This window comes from Bacillus sp. KICET-3, assembly GCF_033261025.1.
GTDB classification, from domain to species: Bacteria; Bacillota; Bacilli; order Bacillales; family Bacillaceae; genus Bacillus; species Bacillus sonorensis.
In genome coordinates this window covers 2,976,746-2,991,170 of sequence record NZ_CP137345.1, presented here as the reverse complement: position 1 = coordinate 2,991,170, position 14,425 = coordinate 2,976,746, and the positions used below count along the sequence as shown (strand labels likewise).

At 45.1% G+C, this 14,425-nt stretch carries 16 protein-coding genes; 11 read left to right on the top strand and 5 right to left on the bottom strand.

What is annotated here, in order from left to right; genetic code table 11:
- Window positions 1-50: 50 nt before the first annotated feature.
- Both R5H20_RS15225 and R5H20_RS15220 read left to right on the top strand, forming a co-directional pair.
- Window positions 51-1,370 carry a DEAD/DEAH box helicase gene (locus tag R5H20_RS15225; protein WP_006637582.1) on the top strand — a complete coding sequence of 440 codons (1,320 nt, stop codon included), beginning with the start codon at window positions 51-53 and terminating at the stop codon, window positions 1,368-1,370.
- An 11-nt stretch (window positions 1,371-1,381) separates the two neighbouring features.
- A complete protein-coding gene (locus R5H20_RS15220; RefSeq protein ID WP_006637581.1) occupies window positions 1,382-2,275 on the top strand; it encodes a deoxyribonuclease IV in 894 nt (297 codons plus the stop codon).
- 13 nt (window positions 2,276-2,288) lie between these two features.
- Here the strand turns inward: R5H20_RS15220 and R5H20_RS15215 are convergent, their stop codons facing one another.
- Window positions 2,289-2,549, bottom strand: coding sequence for a DUF2624 domain-containing protein (locus R5H20_RS15215; RefSeq protein ID WP_006637580.1), 261 nt, complete (start codon window positions 2,547-2,549; stop codon window positions 2,289-2,291).
- A gap of 132 nt (window positions 2,550-2,681) precedes the next feature.
- Between R5H20_RS15215 and R5H20_RS15210 the strand changes: the two genes are divergently transcribed.
- The 4 genes from R5H20_RS15210 to R5H20_RS15195 all read left to right on the top strand — a co-directional run bounded on the left by R5H20_RS15210 (window position 2,682) and on the right by R5H20_RS15195 (window position 5,747).
- Window positions 2,682-3,563, top strand: a complete 882-nt coding sequence (locus tag R5H20_RS15210; RefSeq protein WP_006637579.1) for a YitT family protein — start codon at window positions 2,682-2,684, stop codon at window positions 3,561-3,563.
- A 144-nt stretch (window positions 3,564-3,707) separates the two neighbouring features.
- On the top strand, window positions 3,708-4,481 hold the full coding sequence (locus R5H20_RS15205; RefSeq protein ID WP_029419366.1) for a metal ABC transporter ATP-binding protein: 774 nt from the start codon (window positions 3,708-3,710) through the stop codon (window positions 4,479-4,481).
- The gene (locus R5H20_RS15200) at window positions 4,481-5,341 is read left to right on the top strand and encodes a metal ABC transporter permease (RefSeq protein WP_006637577.1); all 861 of its coding nucleotides are present in this window, start codon (window positions 4,481-4,483) and stop codon (window positions 5,339-5,341) included. The genes R5H20_RS15205 and R5H20_RS15200 overlap by 1 nt, the downstream gene beginning before the upstream one ends.
- Window positions 5,319-5,747: a zinc uptake transcriptional repressor Zur gene (locus R5H20_RS15195; RefSeq protein ID WP_006637576.1), complete on the top strand. Its 429-nt coding sequence runs from the start codon at window positions 5,319-5,321 to the stop codon at window positions 5,745-5,747. Before R5H20_RS15200 ends, R5H20_RS15195 begins: the two co-directional genes overlap by 23 nt.
- Before the next feature lie 47 nt (window positions 5,748-5,794).
- Here R5H20_RS15195 and R5H20_RS15190 read toward each other — a convergent pair whose 3' ends face one another.
- Complete coding sequence (locus R5H20_RS15190; RefSeq protein WP_006637575.1) at window positions 5,795-6,379, bottom strand: 5' nucleotidase, NT5C type; 585 nt, start codon at window positions 6,377-6,379, stop codon at window positions 5,795-5,797.
- 138 nt (window positions 6,380-6,517) lie between these two features.
- Between R5H20_RS15190 and R5H20_RS15185 the strand changes: the two genes are divergently transcribed.
- On the top strand, window positions 6,518-6,892 hold the full coding sequence (locus R5H20_RS15185) for an MFS transporter (protein WP_006637574.1): 375 nt from the start codon (window positions 6,518-6,520) through the stop codon (window positions 6,890-6,892).
- A gap of 42 nt (window positions 6,893-6,934) precedes the next feature.
- Here R5H20_RS15185 and ispG read toward each other — a convergent pair whose 3' ends face one another.
- The 3 genes from ispG to R5H20_RS15170 form a co-directional block, all read right to left on the bottom strand.
- Window positions 6,935-8,053 (bottom strand): flavodoxin-dependent (E)-4-hydroxy-3-methylbut-2-enyl-diphosphate synthase, encoded by a 1,119-nt coding sequence (gene ispG, locus R5H20_RS15180; protein ID WP_087962503.1) that lies wholly within the window; start codon window positions 8,051-8,053, stop codon window positions 6,935-6,937.
- 105 nt (window positions 8,054-8,158) lie between these two features.
- Window positions 8,159-8,464, bottom strand: coding sequence for a LysM peptidoglycan-binding domain-containing protein (locus R5H20_RS15175; protein WP_006637572.1), 306 nt, complete (start codon window positions 8,462-8,464; stop codon window positions 8,159-8,161).
- A 79-nt stretch (window positions 8,465-8,543) separates the two neighbouring features.
- Window positions 8,544-9,302, bottom strand: coding sequence for a DUF1189 domain-containing protein (locus R5H20_RS15170; protein ID WP_006637571.1), 759 nt, complete (start codon window positions 9,300-9,302; stop codon window positions 8,544-8,546).
- A gap of 142 nt (window positions 9,303-9,444) precedes the next feature.
- On the opposite strand from R5H20_RS15170, the gene R5H20_RS15165 reads away from it, so the two are divergent.
- From R5H20_RS15165 to R5H20_RS15150, 4 genes are all read left to right on the top strand, one after another.
- A complete protein-coding gene (locus R5H20_RS15165) occupies window positions 9,445-9,930 on the top strand; it encodes a DUF456 domain-containing protein (protein WP_006637570.1) in 486 nt (161 codons plus the stop codon).
- Between the two features lie 188 nt (window positions 9,931-10,118).
- Window positions 10,119-10,727 (top strand): superoxide dismutase SodA, encoded by a 609-nt coding sequence (gene sodA, locus R5H20_RS15160; RefSeq protein ID WP_006637569.1) that lies wholly within the window; start codon window positions 10,119-10,121, stop codon window positions 10,725-10,727.
- Between the two features lie 127 nt (window positions 10,728-10,854).
- Complete coding sequence (locus R5H20_RS15155) at window positions 10,855-12,141, top strand: MFS transporter (protein WP_006637568.1); 1,287 nt, start codon at window positions 10,855-10,857, stop codon at window positions 12,139-12,141.
- 94 nt (window positions 12,142-12,235) lie between these two features.
- On the top strand, window positions 12,236-14,359 hold the full coding sequence (locus R5H20_RS15150) for a peptidoglycan D,D-transpeptidase FtsI family protein (RefSeq protein WP_029419368.1): 2,124 nt from the start codon (window positions 12,236-12,238) through the stop codon (window positions 14,357-14,359).
- The last annotated feature ends 66 nt before the right edge of the window (window positions 14,360-14,425 follow it).

Below are 14,425 nucleotides of genomic sequence, written 5' to 3'. Positions count from 1 at the left end.
AAGCTTGGAACGCTTTTAACAGAGGCGCTTTCCAAGAAGGAGTTGGAAAAATGAAGCAAACAAAATTCGACATGTATGATTTAAAGCCGTTTATTATAGAGGCCGTTCACCAATTGGGATTTTACGAGCCTACAGATATTCAAAAGAGGCTGATCCCTTCCGTGCTGAAAGGAGAGAGCGCCATCGGGCAGTCTCAGACGGGGACGGGGAAGACCCATGCGTATCTTCTCCCCATCTTGAGCCGGATCGATCCTGAAAAGAAATTTGTACAAGCCGTGATTACGGCGCCGACAAGAGAGCTGGCCAATCAGATTCATCAGGAAGTCCTGAAAATCACCAAATATTTAGGACCGGATGAAGCGATTCGTTCAAAATGCTTTATCGGCGGTACGGATAAACAAAAGTCAATTGATAAATTAAAAACACAGCCCCATCTCGCGGTCGGTACGCCCGGGAGAATCGCCGATTTAATCAGGGAACAGGCGCTGGACGTTCATAAAGCCGATTCGCTTGTGATTGATGAAGCCGATTTAATGCTGGATATGGGGTTTTTGGAGGATGTCGATTTTATCGGCTCCAATATGCCTGATAACCTGCAGATGCTCGTGTTTTCCGCGACGATCCCGGAAAAGCTGAAGCCGTTTTTGAAAAAATATATGGCTAATCCGAAATATGCCCACGTTGAACCGCGGCATATTACGGCGGAAAAAATCGAGCATGTGCTGATTCCGTCAAGGCACAGAGACAAACACCAGCTCTTATTTGAGGTCATGACCCACTTAAATCCGTATTTGGCGATCGTCTTCGCCAATACAAAAACTACGGCTGACGAGATCGCCGCTTTCCTTGCGGACAAGGGGATGAAAGTCGGGCTTCTTCACGGCGGGCTTACGCCAAGGGAGCGCAAAAAAGTCATGAAGCAAATCGGCGACCTTGAATTCACATATATCATCGCCACTGATTTAGCGGCAAGAGGCATCGATATAAAAGGCGTCAGCCATGTTATCAACTATGAGCTGCCGGAAGATCTCGATTTTTACGTGCACCGTGTCGGCCGGACCGCACGCGCCGGTACGTCCGGAACCGCGATGACGTTTTATGATACCTCTGATGAGGATGCACTCGTAAAGCTTGAGCAAATGGGGATTGTATTTGAAAATATGAGGCTTGAAAAGGGCGAGTGGAAAAAGATTGAGGATCGCAAGCGCCGCCAAAACCGCAAAAGGACTCCTGATGAAACGGATGAAATCGCCAAGCGGCTTGTAAAAAAACCGAAAAAAGTCAAGCCGGGCTATAAGAAAAAAATGAAAACAGAAATCAATAAAATCAAAAGACAGCAAAAACGGAAACAATTTAAAAAAGGAAAGTAGGGGAAACAGTTTTGTTGAAGATCGGTTCTCACGTCTCAATGAGCGGAAAGCATATGCTGCTTGCGGCAAGCATGGAAGCGAGCTCATACGGGGCCAATACATTTATGATTTATACGGGCGCTCCGCAAAATACGCGCAGAAAAAAGATCGAGGATTTGAATATTGAAGCCGGGCGGGCCCACATGGAAGAGCATGGCATTTCAGATATTGTCGTCCATGCGCCATATATCATCAATATCGCCAATACAACAAATCCGGCCACATTTGAGCTTGGCGTTGATTTTCTCCGTTCTGAGATTGAAAGGACGGCTGCAATCGGGGCCAAGCAAATCGTCCTCCATCCGGGGGCTCACGTCGGAGCAGGTGCCGAAACGGGCATCAAAAAAATCATTGAGGGGCTGAATGAAGTCATTGATCCTGATCAGGATGTCCAAATCGCTTTGGAAACGATGGCCGGCAAAGGATCGGAATGCGGCAGGTCATTTGAAGAGCTCGCCCAGATCATCGATGGCGTCACCCATAATGAACATTTGTCAGTCTGCTTTGATACATGCCATACCCATGATGCAGGCTATGATGTCGTCTCTGATTTTGACGGTGTATTAAACGAATTTGATAAAATCATCGGAATCGACCGATTAAAGGTGCTCCACATTAACGACAGCAAAAATGTCAGAGGAGCGAGAAAGGACCGTCACGAAAACATCGGCTTTGGAGAAATCGGTTTTGAGGCGCTTCAATACATCGTCCATCACGACCAGCTTCAAGATATACCGAAAATCCTTGAAACGCCTTATGTAGGAGAAGATAAAAAGAATAAAAAACCGCCGTACCGGTTTGAAATTGAAATGCTCAGAAACAAAGAATTTGACGGCGGGCTTTTAGAAAAAATCAAACAGCAATAAAATAAGGGGCTTTCTAGCCCCTTGATACATACTGTTCAAACAGCTGGTTTAACAGCAGGACGGCTTCTTTTGATGTAACGGCCTCTACTTGTCTGAGCAGCTTGTTCCTCTCTTCCTCATTAAAAATGTTGATGTTTTTTCCGTTCACAAGCTTTTCCACCTCAAGCGCTTGCTTTCTTGTCACATGTATCCCGTATTGTCCAGCGTATTTAAGCACCTCATCGGCAGTCACTTGATTTAAACGCTGCAATACGATTTTCTGAAATAAAATCACGTCCATTCCCCCCCTCTGAAATAATGTATGGCGGAAAATGAAAAATGTGTCTTTTTTTTATTTCACACTGTTAAATGTTATGATAGTAGAAGGGATAGATTTGGCCAGTTCAGATAAAAAAGGAGAGACAGCATGGCAACAAACAAACAGCATAAAAAAGAGTCGGTGGTCCGCCTGTCGTTTCGGATCATCATGATTCTCATCGGTGCTGCCTGCGCAGCCCTCAGCATTGAATTATTTTTAGTCCCAAATAACATTATCGACGGAGGCATCATCGGGATTTCACTTATTATGGATCACATATTCAAGGATAATCCTTATTTGAACTTCGCGCTTTTCGTCGTCATCCTCAACATTCCATTTATGATTTCCGGCTATAAACACATAGGAAAAACGTTTCTGATCTCCACCATCATTGGGATTGTCAGTTTATCAGTGATCGAAACTATGTTGCATCATGTAGAAGGGGTTACGACTCAGCCCATTTTGGCAGCCGTTTTCGGGGGACTTTTGCTCGGATTTGGCGTAGGGCTTGTTATTCGTAATGGCGGTTCTATGGATGGAACGGAAATCCTTGGGATTTTGTTTACGAAAAAACTTCCGTTTTCAGTAGGCGAATTTGTGATGTTCGTCAACATCTTTATTTTTGCGTGGGCCGCCTTTATATTCGGCCTTGAGCAGGCGATGTTTTCGGTCATGACATATTATATCGCGATGAAGACGATCGATGCCGTGATTCAGGGGCTTGACGAAACGAAAGCGGTCATCATTGTGTCAGACCAATACGAAGAGATTTCCGATGCCCTTCTCCACCGTCTCGGCCGGGGAACGACAAAGCTCAAGGGCAAAGGCGGGTATTCGGCTGAAGATACAGAAGTTATCTATGCCGTTGTGACACGACTTGAAGTGACAAAGCTAAAGTCAATCGTTTTTGAAATTGATAAAAATGCGTTCATTACCATCATGGATACGCATGAAACACGGGGTGGAAAGTTTAAAAACGCGATTCATTAGGCTTTCATTTACTTTTTTTAAGATTATATGTATAATTTAAAGATGAACTGGTCAAACAATGAAAATGGCTTGCTGCACTTCGGCTGCCATTTTCTTTTTGTGTGATAAATCGTAATGATTCTGGAGAATTTGAAGGTGAACGTATTGAAACAACCCATTATCGAAATGAAGCATGTATCATATTCATATGATCATCGAAATGTGATAGAAGATATCAACTTAACGATTGAAGAAGGGACTTTTCTCGGTTTGGTCGGTCCGAACGGCTCGGGAAAAACAACCTTGCTCAAATGCATACTCGGACTGATTAAGCCGCAAAAAGGCGAGCTGAAATTGTTCGGCGTCCCTCTTAAAAAGTTTAAGGACTGGAGTCAGATCGGCTTTGTTTCCCAAAAGGCAAACAGTTTCAACACCGGGTTTCCGGCTTCCGTGTATGAGGTGGTGGCAAGCGGTTTAACCGCCAAGCTCGGCCTGTTCAAACGAATGTCAAAAGAGGATCGGAAAAAGGTGGAAGAAGCGATAGAGGCCGTGGGAATCAGTTCCCTTAAAAACAAAAACATCGGCGAGCTTTCAGGCGGCCAGCAACAAAGAACGTTTATCGCAAGAGCGCTTGTCAGCGAACCAAAGCTGCTCATCCTCGACGAACCGACGGTCGGAGTTGATCAGCAGACGGTTGAAGGCTTTTATCAGCTCCTGGAAAAACTGAATCGGGAAAAGGGCATTACATTGATTCTCGTCACCCATGATGTAGGCACGGTTTCCGATAAAGTCACACATGTGGCCTGCATGAATAAGCATCTTCATTTTCATGGCAATACAGCCGAATTTGAATCGGTCACAGATGAAGATCTTTCGCAATTTTACGGGCATGATGTCCAGGCCATCAGCCACAATCATCATCATGGAGGACATGAATAATGCTGACACCTTTTTTTCATTATGAGTTTTTGCAAAACGCATTTATTTCAGGATTACTTATCGGTCTTATCGCTCCTTTGCTCGGCGTTTTTATTGTCGTCAGACGGCTGTCGTTAATCGCAGATGCCTTGAGCCACGTTTCTTTGGCGGGAATTGCCGCAAGCCTTTATGTAGGAAAGCAGTTTGCAATCTTTGCCGGAATAAGCCCGATTTATTTCGGAATGCTGTTTTCGGTCAGCGGTTCTTTAATCATCGAGAAGCTCAGAACGGTTTATAAGCATTATCAGGAGCTGGCGATTCCGATCATCATGTCGGGCGGCATCGGTGTTTCCGTTATTTTTATTTCGCTCGCGGACGGATTTAATACAGATTTGTTCAGCTATTTATTCGGCAGCGTCAGCGCTGTGTCCCGTGAGGATCTTATGGTGATCATCGGAATTTCGGCCGCCGTTCTCATCGTGATTTTTTCTCTTTTTAAAGAGCTGTTTCTGCTTTCGTTTGATGAAGAGCATGCAAAAGCATCAGGAATTTCGGCCAAATGGATTCATTTTATTTTTATTCTGATCGTCGCGCTCGTCATCGCCGCTTCTATGAGGATTGTCGGCACATTGCTCGTGTCCGCTTTAATGACGCTCCCGGTAGCGGCAAGCATGCGCATTGCCAAAGGATTTAAGCAGGCGATTTTCTTATCTGTTTTGTTTGGGGAACTGTCCGTTATCATCGGGCTGATCCTGGCCTATCATTTGGATCTGGCACCAGGGGGAACGATTGTGCTGCTATCCATTCTCATCCTGATATTGTGTATCAGCTTTAACAAAATTAAAAGGGGGATTCGCCGTGAACGTACAGGAAGCGCTTGATTTACTGAAAGAAAAAGGCTATAAATATACAAGCAAACGGGAGGATATGCTGCAGCTTTTTAGTGATTCTGATAAATATTTAACGGCGAAAAATGTGCTTTCAGCTTTACATGATGATTATCCGGGCTTGAGCTTTGACACGATTTACAGAAATCTGTCTTTATTTGAGGAGCTCGGGATTTTGGAAACGACCGAGCTTTCCGGGGAGAAGCTGTTCCGTTTTAAATGCTCTTCCGTTCATCACCACCACCATTTCATTTGCATGGCGTGCGGAAAGACGAAAGAGATTGAATTATGTCCGATGGAAAAGCTTACAGATGACCTGGACGGGTATCAGATCAGCGGACATAAATTTGAAATATACGGCACATGTCCGGGCTGTGAGGAAAAAAGCGCGGAAGCATAAGGAAAACCGGCATACGTGATATGCCGGTTTTTTTATCAATGCAAATTCTATAGCCCTTTCGCCGTTTCAAGGGCTTTTTTATTGGTTCTAAGCCAGTCCGCCGCTTCAAGCCAGCTGTTGACTCTGATGATGTTTGAGTCGGTCGGGAGCTGATTGTACGGGGTATTGAACAAAAGGACGGGAATATTGGCTTCCTTAGCGATCATTGTCGCATTTCCGTGGTGATCTTCAAAGAAAACGTCCACTCCGTGTCTCAATACCGCTTCCAGTTTATCATGGCCGCCGACAAGCTCAATATCGTCGTAATGAACGTCGTTTTTGCGGAACCAGTCAAATGTAATATCCTTTAAATGTCCTCTTCTTGCCGTGATATAGATCAGCCTGTGGTGATCTTTTAATTCATCAAGCGTCTGTTTTGCATACTCCGCAAGCAATGCTTCTTTATAGATGCGCGGCTCGTTTTCATTCATCCATTCCCAAAATGCCTCATCAGATATATTCAAGAGCTTTGTCAAGTCATATTCCTTTATATCTTCCAATGTGATGGAGAGGCTGAACGCTTCGTTTAAATAGGGGACAAATGTGTCTTGAGCTGTAACCGTGCCATCAATATCGATTCCTAAATGTAACATGTCCACACTCCTTATTCTCCATTCCTTCAGTCTATCATAAACTTTTAACAATTACAGTAAAGTTTAGCAAACATGAATCAGTCTAAATTGCTTAAACTATAAATGCTCCTTTATGGACTCTAAGAGGGGGGATAACAAATGGAAAAAGAGCGAAATGTCAATGATCAAAACAATGATCGTTATAATAATGACATAGTCGATGCAAGCTTGGATCGAGATGATTTTTTGGAAGAAACGGCAGCAGAAGTTGCTCCTAAACCGTACCGCGCGGAGAACCGCAATGGTGAGGCCGGGGGAAATGATGCAGGTGCTGCCGGCGGCCGGGTCACCGGATATATCGCGTTAGCACTGTCGATTATTTCTTTGTTTATGCTTCCTGTCCTGTTGGGAATCGCAGGGATTATAGTCGGTTATATAGCCAGAAGACAAGGAGCAGCTGGCTTGGGAGCATGGGCGATGGGTATCGGTGCTGTCTCATTGGTACTCGGCATATTTATAGCCCCGTTTTTCTAAATGAAAAAGCTTGGCGGATTTCCCGTCAAGCTTTTTTGCTGGTCATGTGTTTAATTTTTCTTTTTCCGCGGCTTGTTTAGCATAGTGCTCTTCCGCCAGTTTGTCGATTTCTTTTTTCAGTTCTTCCACCATTGTCTCCTCTGGAACTTTGCGGACGATTTCGCCCTTCCGGAAAAGAAGGCCTTCACCGCGTGCGCCGGCAATGCCGATATCCGCTTCCCGGGCTTCACCGGGACCGTTTACCGCACATCCGAGAACGGCCACTTTAATCGGCGCCTTGATTTTTGCGATATAGTCTTCGACTTCATTTGCGATCGAGATCAGATCGATTTCGATCCGTCCGCAGGTCGGGCAGGAAATCAATGTAGCGGCATTTGAAGCTAGTCCAAATGATTTCAGCAATTCCCTTGCCACTTTCACCTCTTCGACGGGATCTGCGCTTAATGAGATACGGAGGGTGTTGCCGATGCCTTTTGAAAGGATCGCGCCAAGCCCTGCAGCGCTTTTTACCGTTCCGGCAAACAATGTTCCGGATTCTGTGATACCCAGGTGAAGCGGATAGTCGAACGCTCTCGCCGCTTTTTCATATGCTTCAATGGCCAGGTTCACATCTGAGGCTTTCATGCTGACGATGATATCGTGAAAGTCAAGATCCTCAAGAATTTTGATGTGATGCAGCGCGCTTTCTACCATGCCGTCTGCGGTCGGATAACCGTATTTCTCAAGAATCCGTTTTTCTAAAGAACCTGCGTTGACACCGATGCGGATCGGAATCCCTTTTTCCTTTGCAGCGTTCACGACGGCTTCGACTTTTTCGCGGCGGCCGATGTTTCCGGGATTGATGCGGATTTTATCTGCTCCGCCTTCGATCGCTTTTAGAGCCAGTTTATAGTTGAAATGAATATCCACGACAAGCGGAATGGATATTCTTTTTTTAATTTCAGGAATGGCGTCTGCAGCCCGTTCATCCGGACAAGCGACACGGACGATTTGACAGCCGGCTTCAGCAAGCCGGTTGATTTCGGCGACGGTTGCTTCGACATCATGGGTTTTTGTCGTTGTCATGCTTTGAATGACGACTTCGTTATTGCCGCCTATTGTTAAAGGCCCCACTTTGACGGGGCGCGTTTTTGTACGATGTGTGATTTCACTCACTTTGATTCGCTCCTTAAGTATAATGCTAGAGGCCGATGCTCTTTTTTATACCATGTCGTTTACAAATCCTATTGTAACAGCCCGTTCATGAAACTGACAAGAAATTAACGCTTAATCCGGGTAAACCGGGAACTTGTACGTAGCCCCGGCTTGAATGCTTGCCGCCTTTACATTCGGGTTCAGCGCTTCGAAGTCCTCGGCCATTCGCTCGGCAGAAACGCGCTGCTGCCCGATGATGGAGAACACGGTATCACCGGGTTTAACGGTAACCGTTCTGTATTGAATGCCGTCAGCGGCAGCATCTGCTGTCGAGGCGGAAACAGGCATTGCTTGCTGGGGAATCGTACCTGATTTTATGTCATAATAAACAATGAACAAAGTCAGTAAAATAGAGAGGAGAACGATGATTCGCTTCATTGGGCTTGTCTCCATTTCATTGGTTTTTTACTATTTTATGCTTGTCCCATGTTCAGCATGACAACAATTTTTCAGCTTGTCAGGCAGCGCTTTTCGCAGGCGGTATTTCTTTGACGGCCAAAAACAGCATGATGAAATTAACGAACCAATACAATAACTGCTGGCTCGGGACGACGGCCTGCAGGCTGTCCATAATCACAAAGAATGCGGTTGCCAGCGTGATGGAATATGCCGACATGACCCAAAGCTGTTTGTATGAGAGTTTTTTCTTCAGGCTGTTTCTGATGAAAAGGCCGATAACGGCAAGAACCGTGACGTTAATAAACTTGCCCGCAGCCGTCGACAGAAACAAGAGCACGCATAGTACCGGAACGACCACCGCTTTATTCTGTTCAACAAGAGACAGAATATCCTGTTTTGCCATGGACTCGGGGAGCATCTTGTACGGCATCTCCTGGGCTTGTCCGTCCATTGCGATCACAAGCTTGTCTTTCAGGATGCCGACTGAATTGCGTTTGTCTTGGATCTGTTTTGTTCCGTAGGAGCCTGTCGGATCAAGGACAATTACAAATCCGAATGACTGGGATTCAATCGGTTCTTTGGCATCTGTATGTAATGAACCGTCCTTAATCGTAAAAGCGGGAAATTCTTTAAGCGCAGACTGAAAGCTGTTCATCGTTTGCACAACACCGCTCGAGATATGGTAAAGGTTCGGAAGAGCGGCGAGAATGCTGAGCAGAAATACGTATAAAATCGTTTTTCCCACTCCTTGAAACCGCGTTTTCGCAATTGCCGGAGGAGAATATGTGCTTTTAAAAAATAGCTGAACGATATTCATTCGGTTTTCACTTCCATTTCTATAATGTACCTGCATTATTGTATCGTCAGAAAAGAATGAACACAAGGAACTTACGTCCAAAAGAGTGCTTTCAGAAAAATAAGGTATAATAAAACCATCACAAAAAATGGAGGGAATATGGTTGGGCGTTTTATACTGGATCATTATCGCGGCAATGTTTGTAATTGCTTTTGCCGGCCTGGTTTTTCCGATTATTCCGAGCGTCGTTTTTATTGTGGCCGGGTTTCTCCTGTACGGATTTTTATTTACGTTTGAACATTATTCATACATGTTTTGGATTGTAGAAGGGATATTTACCGCTGTCTTATTTGCCGCAGATTACATTGCAAACCTGCTTGGAGTCAAGCGCTTCGGCGGGAGCAGGGCGGCCATTTGGGGCAGTACGGTCGGACTTTTAATCGGCCCCTTCGTCATTCCGGTGGCGGGCATTATCCTCGGGCCGTTTATCGGGGCGCTGGCCGGGGAAATGATCGTCCATAAAAAAGATATCAAGACAGCTGCCAAAATTGGCGTCGGTTCGCTGATTGGCTTTATTTCCGGGGTATTGGCGAAAAGCGTGATCCAGCTTATGATGATCGGGTACTTTTTATGGACGGTTCTTTATTAAAAAATTTGGAGAATGATGTTTAAAATGAAATGGGAACGGTTAAAGTTTAGTATGCCCCATTGAAATGCAAATTGTGATCAATTTGTGAGCATTTCCATTGAAACAAGCCTTTTCTTTTGTTACATTGAAAGAGGAAAGGCTTGCTAAATGCGGCATTTCAGTACATATATTTTAAGGAGGAATTGATAATGGCTTACAAACTTCCAGAATTACCTTATGCTTACGATGCGTTAGAACCGCACATCGACAAAGAAACGATGAACATTCACCATACGAAGCACCACAACACATATGTGACAAAATTAAACGAAGCGGTGGCCGGCAAACAAGATTTGGAAAGCAAATCTGTTGAAGAGCTTGTATCAAATCTTGACGCTGTTCCGGAAGACATCCGCACAGCGGTCCGCAACAATGGGGGCGGACATGCCAACCATTCACTTTTCTGGACGCTGCTTTCACCAAACGGAGGAGGCGCTCCTACAGGAGAATTGGCTGAAGCGATCGACAAGAAATTCGGCAGCTTTGATCAATTCAAAGAACAATTCGCGAATGCTGCAGCAGGACGCTTCGGTTCTGGCTGGGCATGGCTCGTTGTCAACAATGGAGAGCTGGAAATCACAAGCACGCCAAATCAAGATTCTCCTCTTTCAGAAGGCAAAACGCCGATTTTGGGGCTTGATGTTTGGGAGCACGCTTATTACCTGAACTACCAAAACCGCCGTCCTGATTACATCAAAGCATTCTGGAATGTTGTTAATTGGGATGAAGTTGCACGCCTGTACAGCGAAGCAAAATAATGTCAATCCATTATGAAAGGTCCGCTTAAAAAGCGGGCTTTTTTTATTTTTTTCCCGATTTTCTTATCCGTACATAACTGACTTTTGATGTGACAGACTAACAAGTATCAGTAAAGGGGAGTCAGTTATGAGCAAAATCAAAAACCTTATAGGCGATGTTGAAGTAAACAGGGATTTGCTGCTTTTGCTAACTGTCGGCGGCCTTTATTCACTAAGCATTGCTCTTTCAAATACGTTTGTCAATGTGTATCTGTGGAAGCAATCCGGCAAGTTTCTTGACTTGGCGGTTTACAATTTATCGATTGTCGTCATGCAGCCTTTGACATTTATGTTTGCTGGCCGATTGGCGAAAACCATCGACAGGGTGTTTATTTTACGGTTTGGCGTTTCGTTTTTGGCCGTTTTTTATTTAACGGTTCTGCTGGCGGGGGAAAATGCCGGATCGCGGCTGGTGCTGCTCGGCAGTGTGCTCGGAATCGGCTATGGCTTTTATTGGCTCGCTTTTAATGTGCTGACGTTTGAAATCACCGAGCCGGAAACAAGGGATTTTTTCAATGGCTTTCTCGGTGTGCTGACGTCGGGAGCGGGTATGATCGGCCCCATAGTCGCCGGCTATGTCATCTCAAAACTCGCTGATAATACCGGTTATACGGTTATTTTCAGCTTATCATTGGCTTTATTTACGATTGCCGTCGTGACGAGCTTCTTTCTCAAACGGAGAGAATCGCGCGGACGGTATATTCTGAAAAAAATCTGGACGGAGCGGAATGCGGATGCAAATTGGCGCGGTATTACCAATGCGCATTTTTTTCAGGGACTCAGAGAAGGGATTTTCGTTTTCTTAATTAATGTCTTTGTGTTTATCACAACAAAAAGCGAGCTGGCCTTGGGGAAATTCGGATTGGTGAATTCAGCTGTTTCTTTTTTTGCATACTACTTTGCCACAAGACTGATCAAAAAAAGAGCGCGCAAAAAAGCAATTTTATTGGGCGGCTTGATCTTATTCGGGGCACTGTTCCTCATTTTATTTCAGATGACATATGTGACCCTGCTTCTTTACGCGGTGGCCATTGCGATCGGTTATCCGATTTTGCTCGTCCCGTACTCATCGCTGACTTACGATGTGATTGGAAAAGCGAGATACGCCAGAAAAGCGCGGATTGAATATATTGTCGTCCGGGAGGTTTTTCTGAATATCGGCCGGGTTGCTTCCATTTTGGTTTTTTTATTGCTCGTACTTTTATTGAAAGAGGATCTTGGCATTACGGTGTCTCTGGTTTTGCTTGGGGCAGGACATACGCTGATTTATTATTTCGTTAAAGATATCCGCCTGACAGAGCCCGCCCGGGAAGCGGTCGGAAAGGATGCTCACAAACAAACGGCAGAACCGAATTTTTTAGAAGGAAAAAGATAAGGGAAAATAGTAGAAAAATGTCGCAAAACGCTTTACAATGTATATGGCACCTTTAAATAAGGTGTCTTTTCTTTCTTTAAAAAAGGTGATGTGAATGATGAAAAAAAAGCTGAAAACTGAAAAACGAAAATCGCTGCCGATCAGATTAAATATATTGTTTCTGTTGGCATTTCTCATTTTTACGGTTGTTATCGTCCGTCTCGGAATGGTGCAGATTGTATATGGTGAAGATTATACAAACGAAGTGCAAAAACAGGAGGAAGTCGACGTCTCTTCGAACGTTCCGAGAGGAAAAATTTATGACAGGAACTTAAATACGATTGTTAAGAATAAACCGCTTAATGCCATTACCTATACAAGGACAACGTCAACCTCGCAGAAGGAAAGGCTGAAAGTCGCAACAAAACTGGCGGACATGATTGATGTTGATACAGAGAAGGTAACGGAGCGGGATCAAAAGGATTATTGGATCCTGACGAGACCGAAAGAAGCGGAAAAGCTGATTACCGCCGCGGACCGCAAAAAAGTGAAGGACGGCAAACTGTCCGAGGACGATTTATATCAGCTTCAGCTCAAAAGGATTACAAAAGATCAGCTCAACGAATTGACCAAAAAGGACATGAAAATTCTGGCGATCAAACGGCAGATGGACTCAGGCTACGCGTTGACGCCTCAGTATATTAAAAACAAAGACGTCTCCGCAAAAGAAATGGCCTATGTCAGCGAGCACCTGGACGAGCTGCCGGGAGTGGATGTGACATCGGACTGGGAGCGCGATTATCCGTTCAATGGTCTGCTCAGAACGATGATTGGCAGCATTTCCAGCTCGAACGAAGGACTTCCGAAAAACATGCTTGACCATTATTTATCCCGGGGCTACAACCGGAATGACCGGGTCGGCAAAAGCTATCTTGAAGCCCAGTATGAAGATGTCTTACAGGGGCAAGAAGAAAAAGTGAAAAACATAACCGATAAATCCGGCAATGTAGTGGATACGAAAGTAATTTCCAAAGGGAAAAGCGGAAAAGATCTCGTGTTGACAATTGATGTCGAGATGCAAAAAGCGATTGAAAAGATTATTGGTGATGAGCTGAAATCGGCAAAAGTCCGGCACAGCGCTCCGCTTCTCGACCGCGCCTTTGTCGTGATGATGGACCCGAGAAACGGTGAAGTGCTATCGATCGCCGGCAAACAGCTGAAAAATGAAAACGGCAAATTAAAACTTGACGACTATGCTCTCGGAGCGATGACATCCTCGTATGCGATGGGCTCGGCTGTCAAAGGAGCGACCGTTTTAACAGGGCTGCAGACCGGTGCGATTAATTTAAATACGACTTTTCTTGATGAACCGCTGTGGATCGGTGACTCGCCGCGCGCGAAAAAGTCGTGGAGAGTTGGCTTGGGAACATTGGGGATCCAGGGAGCGCTCGAACAATCATCAAACGTCTTTATGTTTAAAACGGCAATCGCTGTCGGGAAAGGGCATTATAAACCGAAACAGCCGCTTGATCTTGACACGAAAGCATTCGATACATTCCGATATTATTTCAGCCAATTCGGCCTCGGCGTGAAGACGGGAATCGATCTGCCGAATGAAGCGACAGGATATCAGGGATCTGAAAGACTTCCGGGATTCCTGCTTGACTTTGCCATCGGCCAGTATGATACGTATACGCCGCTGCAGCTGGCACAATACGTGTCAACGATCGCCAATGGCGGCTATCGGATGAAACCGCAGATTGTCAAGGAAATCAGGGAGCCTGATTCGAAAAAAGGAATCGGAGCCGTCGCGCAATCCGTACAGCCTGAAGTATTGAACAGAGTGGATATGAGTGAAGCGTATATCAAAGAAGTTCAGCAGGGGTTCAGGCGGGTGATGACAAAAGGTACGGCAGCAAGCCAGTTTGCATCCGCCAAATATAAACCGGCCGGAAAAACGGGAACGGCCCAGTCATACTATGACGGCCCTGATAAGTCGAAAGCCGGGACCCAAACATATAATACAACGCTCGTTGCCTATGCACCTTATGATAATCCAGAAGTCGCGATTTCCGTCGTGGTTCCTTGGCCTTATAACGACTACAACAAGAGGTATTCGATCACAAACGAAATCGGCCGCAAAGTTCTTGATAAATATTTTGAACTGAAGTCTAAACAGGCGAAAGACAATACTGAAGAAAAAAATAAAGACAAAATTGAAAAAGAAGCAAGTGAATAAGTGTTTTTTCCTAAACGCCCGCGTTATGCGGGCGTTTTTTTATCACCTGTTTGTTCCTCCCGACTC

Coding starts and splice junctions, on each gene's coding strand:
- R5H20_RS15175 (WP_006637572.1), bottom strand. CDS start 8,464: ATGAAGCGAATCATCGTTCTCCTCTCTATTTTACTGACTTTGTTCATT.
- R5H20_RS15150 (WP_029419368.1), top strand. CDS start 12,236: ATGATGAAAAAAAAGCTGAAAACTGAAAAACGAAAATCGCTGCCGATC.
- R5H20_RS15190 (WP_006637575.1), bottom strand. CDS start 6,379: ATGTTACATTTAGGAATCGATATTGATGGCACGGTTACAGCTCAAGAC.
- R5H20_RS15200 (WP_006637577.1), top strand. CDS start 4,481: ATGCTGACACCTTTTTTTCATTATGAGTTTTTGCAAAACGCATTTATT.
- R5H20_RS15155 (WP_006637568.1), top strand. CDS start 10,855: ATGAGCAAAATCAAAAACCTTATAGGCGATGTTGAAGTAAACAGGGAT.
- sodA (WP_006637569.1), top strand. CDS start 10,119: ATGGCTTACAAACTTCCAGAATTACCTTATGCTTACGATGCGTTAGAA.
- R5H20_RS15210 (WP_006637579.1), top strand. CDS start 2,682: ATGGCAACAAACAAACAGCATAAAAAAGAGTCGGTGGTCCGCCTGTCG.
- R5H20_RS15225 (WP_006637582.1), top strand. CDS start 51: ATGAAGCAAACAAAATTCGACATGTATGATTTAAAGCCGTTTATTATA.
- R5H20_RS15185 (WP_006637574.1), top strand. CDS start 6,518: ATGGAAAAAGAGCGAAATGTCAATGATCAAAACAATGATCGTTATAAT.
- R5H20_RS15170 (WP_006637571.1), bottom strand. CDS start 9,302: ATGAATATCGTTCAGCTATTTTTTAAAAGCACATATTCTCCTCCGGCA.